Source organism: Mesorhizobium sp. L103C119B0 (genome assembly GCF_000502235.1).
Classification (GTDB): Bacteria; Pseudomonadota; Alphaproteobacteria; order Rhizobiales; family Rhizobiaceae; genus Mesorhizobium.
Genome location: NZ_AYXE01000006.1, coordinates 460,573 through 476,268, shown reverse-complemented (window position 1 = coordinate 476,268; position 15,696 = coordinate 460,573). Strand labels below are relative to the sequence as shown.

The 15,696-nt window shown below is 60.2% G+C and carries 11 protein-coding genes; 7 read left to right on the top strand and 4 right to left on the bottom strand.

What is annotated here, in order from left to right; genetic code table 11:
• Nucleotides 1-2: 2 nt before the first annotated feature.
• Nucleotides 3-986: a hypothetical protein gene (locus tag X728_RS0135045; protein WP_023831504.1), complete on the bottom strand. Its 984-nt coding sequence runs from the start codon at nucleotides 984-986 to the stop codon at nucleotides 3-5.
• Between the two features lie 666 nt (nucleotides 987-1,652).
• On the opposite strand from X728_RS0135045, the gene wecB reads away from it, so the two are divergent.
• The 3 genes from wecB to X728_RS153760 are packed head-to-tail and all read left to right on the top strand — an operon-like array spanning nucleotide 1,653 to nucleotide 4,937.
• Nucleotides 1,653-2,807, top strand: a complete 1,155-nt coding sequence (gene wecB / locus X728_RS153750) for a UDP-N-acetylglucosamine 2-epimerase (non-hydrolyzing) (RefSeq protein WP_023831503.1) — start codon at nucleotides 1,653-1,655, stop codon at nucleotides 2,805-2,807.
• Nucleotides 2,800-4,137 (top strand): UDP-N-acetyl-D-mannosamine dehydrogenase, encoded by a 1,338-nt coding sequence (wecC, locus tag X728_RS153755; RefSeq protein ID WP_023686301.1) that lies wholly within the window; start codon nucleotides 2,800-2,802, stop codon nucleotides 4,135-4,137. The genes wecB and wecC overlap by 8 nt, the downstream gene beginning before the upstream one ends.
• Complete coding sequence (locus X728_RS153760; RefSeq protein WP_031195422.1) at nucleotides 4,134-4,937, top strand: WecB/TagA/CpsF family glycosyltransferase; 804 nt, start codon at nucleotides 4,134-4,136, stop codon at nucleotides 4,935-4,937. The genes wecC and X728_RS153760 overlap by 4 nt, the downstream gene beginning before the upstream one ends.
• Nucleotides 4,938-4,977: 40 nt before the next feature.
• Here the strand turns inward: X728_RS153760 and X728_RS153765 are convergent, their stop codons facing one another.
• Nucleotides 4,978-6,417 carry a polysaccharide biosynthesis C-terminal domain-containing protein gene (locus X728_RS153765; RefSeq protein ID WP_023831502.1) on the bottom strand — a complete coding sequence of 480 codons (1,440 nt, stop codon included), beginning with the start codon at nucleotides 6,415-6,417 and terminating at the stop codon, nucleotides 4,978-4,980.
• 168 nt (nucleotides 6,418-6,585) lie between these two features.
• Here X728_RS153765 and X728_RS153770 point away from each other — a divergent pair, with 168 nt between their 5' ends.
• Nucleotides 6,586-7,704, top strand: coding sequence for a glycosyltransferase family 4 protein (locus X728_RS153770; protein WP_031195420.1), 1,119 nt, complete (start codon nucleotides 6,586-6,588; stop codon nucleotides 7,702-7,704).
• An 18-nt stretch (nucleotides 7,705-7,722) separates the two neighbouring features.
• On the opposite strand, the gene asnB is transcribed toward X728_RS153770, so the two are convergent.
• Nucleotides 7,723-9,612 (bottom strand): asparagine synthase (glutamine-hydrolyzing), encoded by a 1,890-nt coding sequence (asnB, locus tag X728_RS153775; protein ID WP_023831500.1) that lies wholly within the window; start codon nucleotides 9,610-9,612, stop codon nucleotides 7,723-7,725.
• 221 nt (nucleotides 9,613-9,833) lie between these two features.
• Nucleotides 9,834-11,075: a cellulase family glycosylhydrolase gene (locus X728_RS153780; protein ID WP_031192949.1), complete on the bottom strand. Its 1,242-nt coding sequence runs from the start codon at nucleotides 11,073-11,075 to the stop codon at nucleotides 9,834-9,836.
• 16 nt (nucleotides 11,076-11,091) lie between these two features.
• Here X728_RS153780 and X728_RS153785 point away from each other — a divergent pair, with 16 nt between their 5' ends.
• The 3 genes from X728_RS153785 (at nucleotide 11,092) to X728_RS153795 (ending at nucleotide 15,445) form a co-directional block, all read left to right on the top strand.
• Nucleotides 11,092-13,098: a heparinase II/III-family protein gene (locus tag X728_RS153785; protein WP_023671805.1), complete on the top strand. Its 2,007-nt coding sequence runs from the start codon at nucleotides 11,092-11,094 to the stop codon at nucleotides 13,096-13,098.
• Between the two features lie 203 nt (nucleotides 13,099-13,301).
• Entirely contained in the window at nucleotides 13,302-14,294 is a 993-nt protein-coding gene (locus X728_RS153790) for a sterol desaturase family protein (protein WP_023686296.1), read from the top strand.
• On the top strand, nucleotides 14,291-15,445 hold the full coding sequence (locus X728_RS153795) for a GNAT family N-acetyltransferase (protein ID WP_023831499.1): 1,155 nt from the start codon (nucleotides 14,291-14,293) through the stop codon (nucleotides 15,443-15,445). Before X728_RS153790 ends, X728_RS153795 begins: the two co-directional genes overlap by 4 nt.
• Nucleotides 15,446-15,696: the final 251 nt, after the last annotated feature.

The window sequence follows — 15,696 nt, the reverse complement described above, 5'->3', positions numbered from 1 at the left end:
AGTCAGCCCGCGCTGTCCACGACCTCGACATTGCCGGCGCGGTTAAGCGTATGAATGCCCGTGCGTGCCCATGCTGGACCCGCGCCGATCGGCCGGGGCGAGGCGAAGCGGACGTCTGACGCGTCGAGTCGCTCAAGCTGCATCAGCCCCAGACCACCGCCATAGGCCCTCGATCCGTTCTGCACCGGCAGCACCAGGGCATCGTCCTGGCGGATAAAGGCGCCGCCCGGCCGGGTGGCCGAATGATCGACGGCAATGGGATTGAGCGGATGGGCGACCCATGGCCCGCGCAGCGAGGGTGCGCAATAGACCGCCATCGTGTCCGACGCGCTGCCGTAGCCGAACCGCTCCGTTCCAACCAGCCAGAAGCGACCGTCGGATTCGAGCAGCGTCGCGTCGTTGAAATCCCTGTCCGTCATCAGCACCGTGTCGCGGACCCAGCGGTCGGGAAACTGCGCGGCGCGATAGAGCACAAGTTCGCGAGCCGAACCACTTTCGGGGATCATGAAAATCTCGCCATCGTGTGCGAACACCTGCGGATACGACAGGTGGTGCGCTTCCTCCAATACAACCCTTGGAACACCGAAAGTGCCATCGTCACCGAGCTCGGCGACGGAAATCACGCCGCGACTCGTCGCGTAGGGGAATTCCTCGACAAACAGATGATGGCGGCGGTCGGCCTCGAAGACGAACGGGTCGGCATAGAAGCGTTGGCCATCGTCCCGCAGGACTGTGAACGGTTTGCCGTCGAGTTGCCCGGTTTCGGCGATGCCTGGTCCGTCGATCACCCGATAGGCAACCTGCCAATAGAAGGGGCGTCGTCCCCGCCTGATTTTTTGCACGGCGCGATCGATCAAAGCCCTGCCAAAAAAGGGCACATAGTGTCGAACAAAACTGTCGTTCTTCAGGATCGGCACCGGGTTGTCGCTTACCGGCACAAGCTTGCCCGCAAAGAAGCGGGCGACGGTTTGCATGATCAGCGACATGGCACCGGCGAGCAGGTCGTTGCAGCTTCGAGATAGCCAGAGCCTGTCTGCCAGCATCGGTCTAGCCTGGGCTACGACAACGCCATCGAGGCGAGCGCCAAGTTCAGGCAATTGTCCGCTCGCCAACATTGCGGCAACGCCGGCTGGAAAGCTGTTGCGGCCGCAAAATTCGAGCCTCAGGACTGGCGCGCCTTGCCCCGTTGCGCTGGCAGTGAGATCTATGACGAGGTCCGGAGGGCCGCGATCGATGGGCGGCAGCGGCTCGGACCGGCCCGCCAGCGAGGGACCGAAACGCCGGCTCTCAATCGCCAAGACAGTGTCCAGCCCCCGAGCGGTTGGCGCCGCCGCCGGCGCGTTGCAACTCGAGACCACGTAACCTGCCGCATCCAACCGCTTAAAAAGCTCATTTTCCCAGCGCCGGGATGCGACGGCGTGGCCGATGATTAAAATATTAGTCAACCCAAGTTATTCTCGTTAGAGCAAAAAATGGCTTTGCTTTGGTATCTTTCCCCACTGTTCCTGGCAAGGGTTGCCCAAGGGGGGCTGCGGACTCTAGCGTTAATCATACGTTAATTTTTTTGAATACGAAGGCGGTTCAGGGCGCTATTGTTAGGCTGTAAGCACATATCAGCCGGGCGCGCACGCTTTCGGTGACCAGGGTCAACCATGAACGCCGTTTCACATCCGAAATTGCCCGCAAGGCGAAAACTGCTGATCGTGTTCGGCACGAGGCCGGAGGCGCTCAAATGTTTTCCGGTGGCGCGCGCCGCGCTTGCCCATCCGGGCTTTACCACGGAAATATGTGTGACGGGCCAGCATCGCGAGATGGTCGATCAGGTCATTGAACTGACGGGCCTGCCGGTGCACTACGATCTTAGCATCATGCAGCCAGGTCAGACGTTGTTCGACGTGACCTCGCGCGTGCTCCTCGGAATGGCGGGGGTGCTGGAGAAGGCGAAGCCGGACATCGTCATCGTCCAGGGCGACACAACCACCGCGATGACCGCGGCTCTAGCTGCCTTCTATAAGCGCATTCCGGTTGCCCATATCGAGGCGGGATTGCGCAGCCACAACATCAACTCTCCCTTTCCGGAGGAACTGAACCGCAAGATTGCCGGCAACATCGCCACCTGGCATTTTGCGCCGACCACCGAGGCGCGCGACAATCTCATCGCCGAAGGAAAGGCTGCGAACACCATCTTCGTAACCGGCAATACCGTGATCGACACGCTGCTGCATTTCTCCAGCGAGATCGATGCCGACGAGCTGATGAACGCCAAGCTCGCCGCTCGTTTCCCCTTCATCGATCCGACCAAGAAAATGATCCTCGTCACCGGTCATCGCCGTGAGAATTTCGATGGCGGCATCCAGAGAATCTGCACCGCGCTGAAGGCATTGTCGGCGCGCAGGGATGTGCAGATCATCTACCCGGTCCATCCCAACCCGAATGTGCGCTCCGTGGTCGACGCCGAAATCGGGACGGTGCCGAACATCCACCTGATCGACCCGCAGGACTATTTGCCGTTCCTGTACCTGCAGAAACAGAGCTACCTGGTGTTGACCGACAGCGGCGGCGTGCAGGAAGAGGCGCCTTCACTCGGCAAGCCGGTGCTGGTGATGCGGGAAAACACGGAGCGACCCGAAGGGATCGCCGCTGGTACTGCCCGGCTGGTCGGTACCGATATCGAAAAAATTCTGGCCAATGCCAATAGCCTGCTCGATGATGAGAGCGTCTATCGCGGCATGGCGGAGAGGCACAACCCATACGGCGATGGCCAAGCTGCGACCCGGATCGTTGAGGAATTGCTGAATCATGGCTGAAATCAAAACCGTTTCCGTTATCGGCATGGGCTATATCGGCCTGCCGACCTGCGCCATTTTTGCCAGCCGCGGACTCGATGTCATCGGTGTCGATATCAACGAGGCGGTGGTCGCGAAGGTCAACCGCGGCGAAATCCACATCATCGAACCGGACCTGGATGGTTTGATCCAGAAAGTTGTCGCCAATGGCAAGCTCAAGGCATTCAGCACGCCTCAGCCGGCCGATGCCTATATTATCGCCGTTCCAACTCCGATCACCCCGGACCGCAAGCCGGATGTCAGCTACGTGCTTGCGGCAGCGCGAAGCATCGCTCCGGTACTAAAACGGGACGACCTGGTGGTGCTGGAATCAACATCGCCGGTCGGTACGACGCGCGTCATGACAGCGCTGCTCGCGGAACTGCGACCCGATCTCAAATTTCCCGTCGCGCATGGCGAGGAAGCTGACGTCCTGGTCGCCTACTCTCCCGAGCGCGTGCTGCCGGGAAAGGTGCTGACCGAGCTGATCAACAACGATCGCTCGATCGGCGGACTGTCCCGAAAGTCTTCGGAGCGGACAGCGGCACTCTATTCAAGCTTCGTCGCCGGCGACCTGTTCATAACCCAGGCCGAAAGCGCGGAACTGGTTAAGCTGACCGAAAATGCGTTCCGCGATGTCAATATCGCCTTCGCCAATGAGCTTGCGGCGGTGTGCCAGGATCTGTCCCTCAATGTCTGGGAGGTAATCGATCTCGCCAACCGGCATCCTCGCGTGAACATCCTGCAGCCGAGCCCGGGCGTGGGCGGCCACTGCATCGCGATCGATCCGTATTTTATCATCGACGCCGCACCGAACAATACGCGGCTGATCAGTTCGGCGCGGCGCATCAATTCCGAGCGACCCTTGTCGGTGGTCAGGGACATCGAGGCATTGCTCGACCCGACCCGCAAGCAGACGATCGCCTGTCTTGGCCTCAGCTTCAAACCCAATATCGACGATATGCGCGAGAGCCCGGCTGTCGAGGTTGTTAAGCTTCTGTCCAAGATTCCCAATATCAAGATCGTCGCTGCCGAGCCCAATGCGCGTCAGTTGCCACACGAACTCGAGGGCAGCGGCGTCATGTTCACCGATGCACTTTCCGCTATTGACCAATCCGATATCGTCGTCCTGCTGGTCGACCATCGACAATTCAATCTGATCGATCCCGAAGCGCTCAAGGACAAGAAGCTCGTCGACACACGGGGCCTGTGGACCTGGCGCAAGGCGCGCAAGCCCGACGCCCGCATCGAAGGCAAGAAATCCGAAATGGAACGCTCGCAGTCTCTCGCTCGCACCGGAGAAGCGGCATGAACTCGCATGACCCGGCATGGGCGCAACACTCCCTATTGGCATCACGCCGCCGCGAGTTTCTCGGTGCGACCATCCATGCGCTGACCATGGCCGAGACGTTGGCCATCGCAGACGAGGCGATGGCGACGCGGCGGCCGCTTCATCATGTTGTCGTGAACGTCGCCAAGCTTGTGAACATGCGCAAGAATGCCGAACTGCGCGAGGATGTCGTCGGGGCGGATATGGTCAATGTCGACGGCAAAGGCGTGCTTTGGGGCGCGCGGCTCTGCGGCGTCGAGTTGCCGGAGCGTGTGACCGGCGTCGATGTCATGATCAACCTGCTTGCGCTGTGCGCCAGGCGTGGCTATCGCCCCTACCTTCTGGGCGCTGAACAGCACATTCTCGACGCAGTTGAAAGCCGACTTGCCAGAGATCATCCGAGCCTGGCCATTGCCGGCAGGCGCAATGGGTATTTCAAGGCGGACGAAGAGGCCGCGATCGTCGAGGCCATCAACGCTTCAGGTGCCGACTGCCTGTTTGTGGCGATGCCGACGCCGAGCAAGGAGCGCTTTCTCAAGCGCTATCGCGACGTACTCGCTCCGAGTTTCGTCATGGGCGTGGGCGGCAGCTTCGACGTCTATGGTGGAAAGGTCGCCCGGGCACCGAAACTGGTTCAGGCGGCCGGCCTGGAGTGGCTGTTCCGCGTGGCCCAGGAGCCGCGACGCTTGTGGCGCCGCTACTACGATACCAACACCGCCTATGCACTGCTGCTGTGGCGTGAGTTCTGGTCTCGCCGGGGACGCCGAAACGTCAATCCGTAGGCTCGCGACTTTCAGACAAGCATGCCTCATAGCGCGGGATTTATGCGATCCGGAGCCGTGCCCTTAGCTTGCCGATGAACTGCGTCACGGCCGCGGGGTGAAACAACCAGGTCAGTCCCAGGAAAGCCGCAGCGCCGGCGACGCCGCCCGCCGCGAGCGGAAAGATCGCCGGCATATAGCCCAGCGCAGTGCCGGCAAGGCTGGCGGCCAATCCGGTGCAGATAGAAATGATGACTGAGACAGCGATGTCGCGCCAGGGCACCGGCACCGGCGTGAGCCTCTCGGCGATGACGATGCAGGCTGCAAGACCTGCCAGCGATCCCCCTGCCAACGCCAAAGCCGCGCCAATCTCCGCCATGGTGGGAATCAACAGAAAAGACAGTGAAATCGTTGCCACCGAGCCGAAGGAATTGGCGATGATCAGCAACCACGGCCGCTTATGTGCGTGCACCACGACGCCATAAACGAAGCTTGTGAGATTGGCACAAAGAACGCTGAAGGCGATGATCGGGAACAGCAGGCCGAAGCGACCATGATATTCCGCGGGCAGCAGGAGTCGCGTGATGTCGCCGCTGAGCGCGATAAGCATTGCTGCGACCGGCAGGCAAAGGCGTATCATCAAGGCCATGAGTTGCGACAACAACCGCCCGGACGCCTCGGATCCCTCGTCGTCGAAGCGGCTGACCACTTCTGGAAATGCGCCCATGTTGATTGCGTTGGCGACCATATCGATCGGCTGCCGAGCCAATGCGTAGGCGGCTGCGAAGACAGCCACCGCGCCGGCATCGTAGTAGAGCTTGAGGAAGACGCGTTCAGCGCTGTTGAGACCGAAACCGACCAGCGCCATGATGACGAGGGGCACGCCGAGGGCAAAAAACTCCTTGTGGGTGAAGCGCGGCGGGCCGCCAATAACGCGCCCGGATGCCACAACGCACGCCACGATGCCGGCAATCAGCACGGCGAGGCTCGAGCCGAGCGATACCGTCAGAAACGAGCGTTGGAAGATAAGGATGGCGGCGATCGGCAAGGCGAGTTGCAGCAGGCCGCGCAGATATTCAAGCATCGAATAGAGGGAATGACGCTGCTGCATTTGCAGCACCGTCAACGCGAACCGGCTGATGGAGCCGGCAATCAGATAGCTGCAGACGGCGATTGCAAATTCGATCCAGCGCTCCGGCACGATCACCGCGGAGGCGATCACGGATATGATCAGGGCCAGCACCGTGGTGGCAAGCAATACCTGTCCGGCAAGCATCAGGCTGCCACGGCTGACGTCGCCTTTTCCACCAAGCCGCAGCAAGGCAATGCGCAGCCAGTTGGTAACGGCAACATCCGTCATTTCGCCCACGGTGACCACCAGGGTCAGCAGGCCATACTCGGTCTGGTCGATCAACCGCGTCATGACGACCAGCAGGAGCAGAGCGGAAACCCGCGTCAGCAGAATAGCAGGGCCATAGATGAGTGTGGAACGGAGCAGCAAAGGGTTGTCCCCGGAAAATTTGCCGTCGATTAACCGTTGACCGACGGGAATTCCAGCATGATGACGGCAAAGGGTGAACGGATACAGTTTGAACCAAAAGATTCGTCGTAAACCTTTTTTGGAACCTTTGCTTTACGGTCACCCGGCATCCGCAACCCAAATGGTGTCATGTTGCAGCGTCTCGCCCACAATAGAAAAATACATGTCTTGGTCGCAACGCCCTCGGGCGTTTCGGGACAAGGCGGCATCGACCGGATCATGGGGGCGCTGAAGCAGGAGTTCGAACGGCAAGAGATCGCCGACATCGATCTGCGCTTTCTTTCCAGCCGTGGCCCGGGACATGTCGGGCTTTCGATCTTCTACATGCTTGGTTTTTGCGCGCGGATGCTTGCGGCCCGCCTCGATAGACGCGCCGACGTCATTCACATCAATATATCGGTCTCCGGCAGCACCTATCGCAAGATGATGATCGCCGCTTGCGCCAGGCTGTTGTCGATACCGTACGTCCTTCATCTGCATGGGGCCCAGTATCAGACATTCTGGAAAGACGATCATAGTTTCATGAGCCGCCGTATCAGGGCTCTGTTCGAGCATGCCGGCCGGGTGATTGTCCTGGGGGGGCTTTGGCGCGATTTCGTCGCCAGCCGGGCACCGGCGAGCGGCGGCAATATTGTCATCGTTCCCAACGCCACGGCAGTTCCTTCCCTGGCGCATGTCGGCGGAGGCGATCACGTGCACATCCTGTTCCTCGGCCGCATCGGCGAGCGAAAGGGCGTGCCGCAGTTGGGCGAGGCGCTGGAGCGGATGAAACATCTCAGGGGTTGGCGTGCCACGATCGCCGGCGATGGTGAGGTCGAGCCGGCACGAGCGAGGTCGGTCGCTCTAGGGATTGCCGACCGTATTGCTTTTCCGGGCTGGGTGGGACCTGACGAGGTCGCATCACTGATCGCTTCGGCCGATATTCTGGTGCTCCCCTCGTTCGCCGAAAATCTGCCAATGTCGGTGATCGAAGGCATGGCGGCCGGCCTGGCTGTCGTGGCCACCCCGGTTGGCGCGGTCGAGGACATCATCACCCACGAACAATCCGGTCTGTTGGTGCCGCCCGGCGATGTGGCGGCGTTGACCGAGGCGTTAACTCGGCTGGTCGAGGATACGGCGCTGCGCGCGCGGCTTGGCGCCGCCGCCATGGCGGTGCACCGGGAAAGGCTTGAGCTTGCACCGTTTGTCGACGCGATCTGCGATGTCTGGAGATCGGTCGCGTCCGAGGCGCGATCGGTCAAGCGCTGACGCTGTCCTTCATTGTCGTCACTGCGGCGGGCCAAGCGCGAATTCGCGGTGGAATATCTCCAGGTTCAAAAGCGCCCATATCAGTTTTTCGTGGTCCGCGGCGCGCTCGGCGTGCTCCCTGACAATCTGGTCCAGCTTCTTGGCGCTCAAATAGCTACGGATGACCGAATGGGACGAACACAGATGGTCCCGTACATAATCGCTCATCGGCCCGCGAAACCATTCGGCGACGGGCACCTTGAAGCCGATCTTTGGGCGGTTGAGGACCTCGTCGGGAACCATGCCGGCCATGCAGTCGCGCAGGATCTGTTTGCTGTGCAGGAGGCCGAGCCTGTAATGATCGGGCAGTTGGCTAACGAAGGAAACCAGATCGCGATCAAGGAATGGCATTCGCCCCTCGATTGAACCGGCCATCATCACCCGGTCGCCCCGTTCCAAGAGGTTGTCGGGCAACCACGATGTCTGATCAAAAAACAACACACGGCGCAGATGAGATTCCGTCACACTCGAAGAGAACGGGAAATCGTTGCAGTCATGGCCGCAAGTGGCCAACCCACCGAGGAGCGAATCGCGTTCCCGCGCCGTCATGGCTCCAAACCAGGAGATCATCCGGGTGGCAAAGTCCCGTTCACCCGCGCTTCGGGCAAATGTATCGAACTTGGCCGATGCGCCGGGCAATGCGCGCATCAAAGGGGCGAGGAGATTGTTGTGAAGCGACGCTGGAACAAGTGACCGGTAGACACCCGCCAGAGACTCTGCGCGATGTTTGGGGTAGCCGCCGAGAATCTCGTCCGCACCTTCGCCCGTAAGCACCATCTTGACGTCCTGCGAGGCTCGAACCGACATCAGGTAAATTGGAATGTCCGTACTTTGTGAAACAGGTGCCCCCCGATGGCGGACCATCTTGGGCAGATGATTCATCAGGTCATCCGCCTGGATGACGATTTCGCAATGATCGGTCTTGAAATGATCGGCGACGCGCCGGGCGAATGGAAGCTCGCTGTAAGCCTGTTCGCTGAAACCGACCGAAAACGTACGAATGGGGTTGTCGCTGTGCCTGGTCATCAGGGCAACGATTGCCGACGAGTCGAGGCCCCCGGACAGAAAGGCGCCAAACGGCGCATCACTGCGCATCCTGATCTCGACAGAACGGTCGAGCAATTCCAGAAATCGCCGCTTGGCGGTTCCTGGATCGATATCCGCTGTCAGATCGGTCTGATCCGGGGGCGCATAGTAGCGCGTTTCCGTTACTTCCCCTTGCGACCACACAGCGTAGCTTCCCGGGTTGAGCTTGCGGATCTGTTTGAAAAGCGTCCGCGGTCCAGGCACGTAACGCCAGGTCAGATACTCGCGCACTCCATCCAGATCGAGCTGCTGGCCATCTGGCTGCGCAGACAACAACGCGCTGATCTCCGAGGCAAACGACAGCAAATTTCTGCCTTGCATGAGGTAAAGGGGTTTTTTTCCAAAGGGGTCGCGAGCGAGGATCAATTCGCGCCGTTGAGCGTCCCACAGCGCAAAAGCGAACATCCCGCTCAATCGGTCGAACATGGCCAGGCGCCACTGGTCATAAGCCCTGAGCAGCACTTCCGTGTCGGAGCGTGTGCGAAAACGGTGGCCGAGACCGATCAACTCCTCACGCAACTCGATGTAGTTGTATATTTCGCCGTTGAAAATAATCCGGAGCCGTCCGTCCTCGGTCTGCATCGGCTGATTTGAATCGGCGTTTAAGTCAATAATCGCCAGGCGGCGATGCACCAATGCCAACTGGTCCTCGCCTGTGTTCAGGTCCAGGAGTTCGATGCCTTCGGCATCGGGACCACGATGCTGCAAGGCATTCGACATCCCGGCGGCCCGATCTTGTGGCTTCTCGACCCTGCGCCCAATCCAGCCGGCAATTCCGCACATTCTTTCCCTTGGCCCTCTTTCCCTTGTTTGCGTATGATCGAGGACACCAATCTACAGCGAATATATTAATAGCTGCTCGGTGGAGTGATTTTAAAACTGAGCCTGATTTGGTTCGATCAGGCCCTCTCGGCTGCAACTGGAGACGACAGTCCTTGGGTTTCACGCGATTGATCGCCAGCAACCAGGCAGACCGCTCGAACCGATCCTGACCCGATGACGAGTTATGGCAGGCCCAGTGCCCGCAACATCTCCCGGTCCGGGATCGCAGGCCCCTTGGGTTGGATAACACTCATTCCGTAAGGATTGGAGAATTCCCAGGCCGACCACGGCATCGCGAAGCGTTCCGCCTCTCTGCGCACTGCCATGAGATAGCGCAGGCGATCAGCATCGAAAGCTCCCATGCGGCCATCCGCAGACATCAGGATAACGCCGAATTCGCCCACGAACAGGCGTCTGCTCGCTATGCCATGGGCTTCAGCCCAGTCGACCGCCTGACGGAAACCCGCTTCGAGCTGGCTCTGCCCCCAATTCTGCTCAAAGTATCGGGCGATCGTTTCACGCGCCGAGGCCATGTTCATCACCTCTTCGATCTGGCTCAAGCCGGCGGCGTCCATCTGCGCCTTGAGGGTTTCGGCGACCACTTCGGGCGTGCTGGCGTCGGCAGGCCAGGGAAGGCCGGAGGAGAAAGCGTTCTTGTCATCGGCCCGCTGGTGCGTGAAGCTGTGCGGATCATACATGTGGAAGCTGTAATAGACGTTGGGGTCGTCGAAGTTGGGGTCCAGGTTGACCAGTCCCGCGATGCTCCCGCCGCAGGCGCCGGTCGCGACGATGGTGAGTTCGCTGCTGACGGCGCGAATATCGCGAACCGTGCCTGCCATGATCCGCTGCCAGTCATCGCTGCCGCTTGAATCGCAAGGGTAGTAGGCGGGCTCGTTATAGGGCTCGAGGGCGACCTTGTCGGCGCCAATTTTGATCAGCATGGCAGCCACCGCCACTACCATTTTGCGATAGCGGGCAACACCCTCGCTGTCGGCCCCGCCATGGATCATTTCCATGCTGTAGGCCGGAACCTGGCTGACGCCATGCAGATCGAAAACCACCTTGAGCCCGCTTGAAACCACCCGCTGCACCGCAGCGGCAAGCATGTCCAGCGCCTGTTGTCGTTTGGCGCCCTCGCTGGCAAGCAGAGGGCCAGGGTCGACACTCAGCCGGACAAAGTCGAAGCCCATGGATCGAATGCGACCAAACTGGTCGCCGTCCGGCCAATCGGTGAGCGGCCTGCCGCCCGCAAGCCATTCCTTCTCGCTGCGATAGGGCGGCCATTTGTAGGAACCATCTTTCTCCACCGGCGACCAGTTGAGCCATTCATGGACGCCAACGCCGCGCTCAAGCGGGATCGGCGCCGCCTCGGCTGACAAAGCCATGCCAAGCGCGCACGCTATGACGTAGACAACTTTTCTCATCGCAAAACTCCGCGTCATGGCCGAAGATATTAACCGCGGGAACGGAAAAGAGGATGCCGCCACACGCTTTTTCGACGGGATGGTGTATGAGGATCAAAATCTTGGCGGAGCGCGGATGAGGGTCGGGTGGTATTTCAACCGATTGCGCAGCATGGAGTTGGCCGAGATATTGCATCGGTTGGACGAGCAGCGCCGGAGGACCGTTTCGCGCCGCCGCGACAACGGCTGGCAGCGCTATGCGTCGCCGCAGTTGCACCCGGTGCTGCACGGATTGCGGAATGCTGTGCCGGCCGCTGCGACACCAGCCCAGCGGCAAGCTATCGAGGCGGCTGCGCAAAACACTCTTCGGGGCCAGTTTTCAGCACTTGGGCAGACCTGGCCACAGCGAGACCCCTATACTCTCTTTCCACCCGAGCTCTGGCGCCTTGATCCGGTGACCGGCCGGCTTTGGCCAGGCCCCAAGACCCATACTTTCGATATCGATTTTCGCCATGCCACCGGCCGTGGCGATGTAAAATATGTCTGGGAAATCAACCGGCTGCAGCAACTGCCGCCACTGGCTGCCCATCTGCTTCTCACCGGCGATGATCAATCCCGTGCGGCCATCGAGGCGGCGATCGAGAGCTGGCATTTCGCCAACCCACCATTTCGGGGCGTTGGCTGGGCCTCGGGCATCGAGGTCGCGCTACGAGCCATCAGCCTGATTGTCACGCTCGACCTCGTCGGCGACCGGCTTGGCGCGGCGACGCGAGAAAAAGTCGGTGAAATACTGGCGGCAAGCGCCTATTGGCTGCCGCGGTTTCCCTCCCGTTTTTCGTCCGCCAACAACCATCTCGTCGCGGAATTGGCTGGCGAATATTTGATCGGTCTGGCTTTCGGGGCCGAGGTGGCTCGCGAGTCGCTCCTGGCTGAGGTGCTCAAACAGATCCTGGCCGATGGCGCCGGGGCCGAGCAGACCCCGACCTACGCCGCCTTCAGTGCCGAACTTTTCCTGCTGTGCGCTGCGGCGGCGCGCCAGGCCGGACTGCCTTTTCCCCAGCCCGTCGAAGCGCGTTTGGCCGCTTTCGCCAATTTCGCAGGCTGGCTCCCGCCGAAAACCAGCGGCTTCGGCGACAATGATGAAGGCCGCGTGATCACGCTGGGGGGCGAAACCGATTATGTCGGATCGGTCGCGGCCGCCATCCGTGGTTTTCTACGGATGCCGGGCAGCGCACCGGAGCCTGGCGATTTTCGTGCGCTTTTCTTCGGCGCGCCACCGCGGCCGGCGCCGGTGCCGAATGGATTGCATACATTCACGCAAGGCGGGCTCTCCGTCTGGCGCGGCGAGATGAATGGTCGCAACGTCCATCTGACATACGACCACGGCCCGCTGGGCTACCTTTCGATAGCGGCGCACGGTCATGCCGACGCGCTGTCGCTCACCCTGTGCATTGACGGCGATCCGGTGCTGGTCGACCCCGGCACATGGCTCTATGGTTCGGGGGGAGGCTGGCGCGACTGGTTCCGCTCGACGCCGGCGCACAACACGCTGAACCTAGAGGGTAAAAGCCAAAGCATCATCTCCGGGGCGTTCAACTGGTCGCACAAGGCGGTTGCGACATTGGTGGAGAGCGAGCCGGGGCCGCACTGGAGGCTGTGTGCCCGACATGACGGGTACAAAGGCCGCTTCGGCGTTGTGCATCAACGCGCCGTGACACGCGATGGCGACGGCATCCTCGTGACCGACCAACTGCTCGGCGGCAGCCGCGTCGCTGAGATCGTCTTCCAACTCGCCGCCGACCTCCACGCCAACAGGGATGGAAACATTGTCACGATATTGCGCGGCGCTGAACCTTTGATGACTATCCACTTTCCAGACGCAGCGATCCACATCCGTTCCGGCGGCGACACACCGGGCCAGGGCGGCTGGGTTTCGCCGCGTTTTGGTGCAAGGCAGCCAGCCGAACGCCTCGCATGGCGTGGCCAAGTAGGCGAAAAGGGAGTAGTCATCCGGCTCGCGCCAAGTCCGCCGCAGACCCGATAACGGGCAGGTTGCAGGCGCAGCGTTCGACATTAATTACGTTCAGATATTTAGCGGTTTTGACACCGTTGATCTGCTAATTTGGCCATGATTGTTCTGCCAGTCGCATCCCGATACACAGTTGCGGGCAGCATATGATGGGCCTGGCAATATGTGCTTCGCGACGAGCCGGATCACCATTTCACCACCTAGGAGCCACTGCATCGATGTTTTCGGAATTCGCCAGAGTGATCGTGGAAAAACTCTCACACATCGATCTGCTGACACTCGGTCTCCTGTTGCTCACGGCGCTGGGGAGCGCGGTGGTCGCCTACTGGCGAACGGTCGAACAGAAATCCTTCCGGGACTTTTTCGACTTCGCCTTTCCCGCGGAAGTCATCATGCACCCATCGGCGCGAGCGGACGCATTGTTCTGGATCACGAAAAGGCTGGTGATGCCCTTCCTGCTCATTCCCGCCGGTGTCACCTTCGTTGCCGCCACGGGATATGCAACAAACCAGGCAGTCGGCTGGCTCTTCAGCATCTCGCAACCGCTGATACCCGGCCCCGCCGGCCCAGTGACGATCATCCTCTTCACCGCAACCATGCTCGTTGCTTACGATATCTCCTACTACCTATATCACGTTGCCCAGCACCGTTTCCCGTTCCTGTGGGAATTGCACAAGGTGCATCATTCGGCCGAAGTGATGGTTGGGATCACCAAGGACCGGGTTCACCCCCTGGACGATCTGATGAACCGGATCTGGGACGGCGTCATACCGGGGATCAGTTTCGGCTTGTGGAGCCTGATTGCGCTTGATCCGGTCGAGATCGCCATATTTGGCATCAACGTCTATGTCATTCGCAACATTCTCATGATGGACTTTGTTCGCCACACGCATCTGAAGATTTCCTTCGGCCGGTTGAACGGCGTCATCTTGTGTCCGCACTGGCACCAGGTGCATCACAGTGTCGACCCTCGCCACTACGACAAGAATTTCGGGCTGCTTTTTTCATTCTGGGATCGCATATTCGGAACGCAGTTCATCCCGGATCCGGACGAAGACCTCAAGTTTGGACTGATAGATCGCGACGTACGCGACTATCAGTCGCTTTTCGGACTTTACGTGCTGCCGCTCAAGAAAATGGCAAACCATATCATGCGACTTTTTCAAAAGCGCATCGATGTCGCGCAGCCGCAGGACCGTCTCCAACCATGAACAAAATGGCTTCGATTGACGCTGTTGGTGCGGAGCGACTGGAAATCGTCAGTTCGACGGATCGCCTGGCCGCCATCGAAGCCGAATGGGTAGACCTATGGCATCGTACCCATGCACTGATCTTTCAGAGCCATGCCTGGGTTTCGGCATGGTGGAGCACCGTGCGTGACCGCGACCGGCGCTCGCTGCGGATCGGCCTGGTATGGAGCGATGACAGGCTGGTCGCTGTCATTCCCCTGGCGATCGGCAGACGAAAAGGACTTCGGCTCCTCGAATGGGCCGCCAATAGCTATACGGACTATGGTGATATTCTTGTCGCGCCGGAATGCTCCCTATCGGCCCTCCAGAACCTCTGGAACCGGATCTGTTCGGCGGGTGGCTTCGATCTTGCTTTTATCAATCGTCTGTCGCCGGATGCGGGAGCCCGCAGGATTTTTACACCGGGCTCTTCCAGCGGCGTCAAGCTTCGCGCCAATCACCGGGAGGAAGTCAGTTATCGCGTCGCTGGACAGTGGGCCAGCGGAGCAGCGTGGCTGGCGGACCAGCCGAAAAAGATGCGCCAGAACTATCGGCGCGGCATCAAGATACTGGAGGAAACAGGCGAAGCGAAATTCCGCCTCCTGTCGGCCGACGAGCCGCTGCAGCCATTGCTGGAGCGACTGTCGGCGCTGAAGCGCAGATGGCTGGAAAAGCACACGCGTGAATCCGACCTTTTCGAAGAGGGCGAGCCGGTTCTTGCCGCCCTGGTGGACGCGCTGTCACGCGCCGGTGTGCTGCGCATTTTCGTACTTGAATGCAATGGTGCGATGGTCGCGGTTTCCATCAACATCGTCCAGCACAACGTCATGATGGCATTCGTTACCACCTACGACCCTGATTTTAGCCGAGCGTCGCCGGGTGCGGTCCTGATTACGGAGTATATACAGTGGTCGTTTGATCACGGCTTGGGATTGGTCGATTTCCTCTGTGGCGGAGAGGCCTTCAAACATAGGTTTGCAACACAGGCCGTTACCCTCCAATCCGTTCTCGGGGCACGCACTGTGCAGGGCGCGCTCGCTTCTCTCGCTGATCGTATCTGTCAGACGATCCGCGTACGCTCACGCGGATTGGCGTCGGCGAATCCAGAGCGCCCGCCCGATGAGACTGCTTAATTTAGCAGGATAACTCGGGCAGAAGCCGCCGAGCGTCAGGGGCTTGGCGGGCGACACGGGCGCGCCATTCGAAAATCCGCGTCGATTGCGCCTCGGAATCGAGACCGAATGGGGTCCGCAGGTGGAGACTTTCGAGGCGCAGTTTGTTGTCTGCGAAGCGTCGCAACACGTTCGTTGGCGTCACAATGGCAGCAGGCTAGGTCCTAAAATCATTGAAGACTTTTTCGGACAGGGCGCCTACCATAGGTCCG

Excerpts from the sequence above, each read along its gene's own strand:
- X728_RS153760 (WP_031195422.1), top strand. The coding sequence starts at position 4,134 with ATGAACTCGCATGACCCGGCATGGGCGCAACACTCCCTATTGGCATCA.
- X728_RS153785 (WP_023671805.1), top strand. The coding sequence starts at position 11,092 with ATGGCCGAAGATATTAACCGCGGGAACGGAAAAGAGGATGCCGCCACA.
- X728_RS153795 (WP_023831499.1), top strand. The coding sequence starts at position 14,291 with ATGAACAAAATGGCTTCGATTGACGCTGTTGGTGCGGAGCGACTGGAA.
- wecC (WP_023686301.1), top strand. The coding sequence starts at position 2,800 with ATGGCTGAAATCAAAACCGTTTCCGTTATCGGCATGGGCTATATCGGC.
- X728_RS153770 (WP_031195420.1), top strand. The coding sequence starts at position 6,586 with ATGTTGCAGCGTCTCGCCCACAATAGAAAAATACATGTCTTGGTCGCA.
- asnB (WP_023831500.1), bottom strand. The coding sequence starts at position 9,612 with ATGTGCGGAATTGCCGGCTGGATTGGGCGCAGGGTCGAGAAGCCACAA.
- X728_RS0135045 (WP_023831504.1), bottom strand. The coding sequence starts at position 986 with ATGTCGCTGATCATGCAAACCGTCGCCCGCTTCTTTGCGGGCAAGCTT.
- X728_RS153790 (WP_023686296.1), top strand. The coding sequence starts at position 13,302 with ATGTTTTCGGAATTCGCCAGAGTGATCGTGGAAAAACTCTCACACATC.
- X728_RS153780 (WP_031192949.1), bottom strand. The coding sequence starts at position 11,075 with ATGAGAAAAGTTGTCTACGTCATAGCGTGCGCGCTTGGCATGGCTTTG.
- wecB (WP_023831503.1), top strand. The coding sequence starts at position 1,653 with ATGAACGCCGTTTCACATCCGAAATTGCCCGCAAGGCGAAAACTGCTG.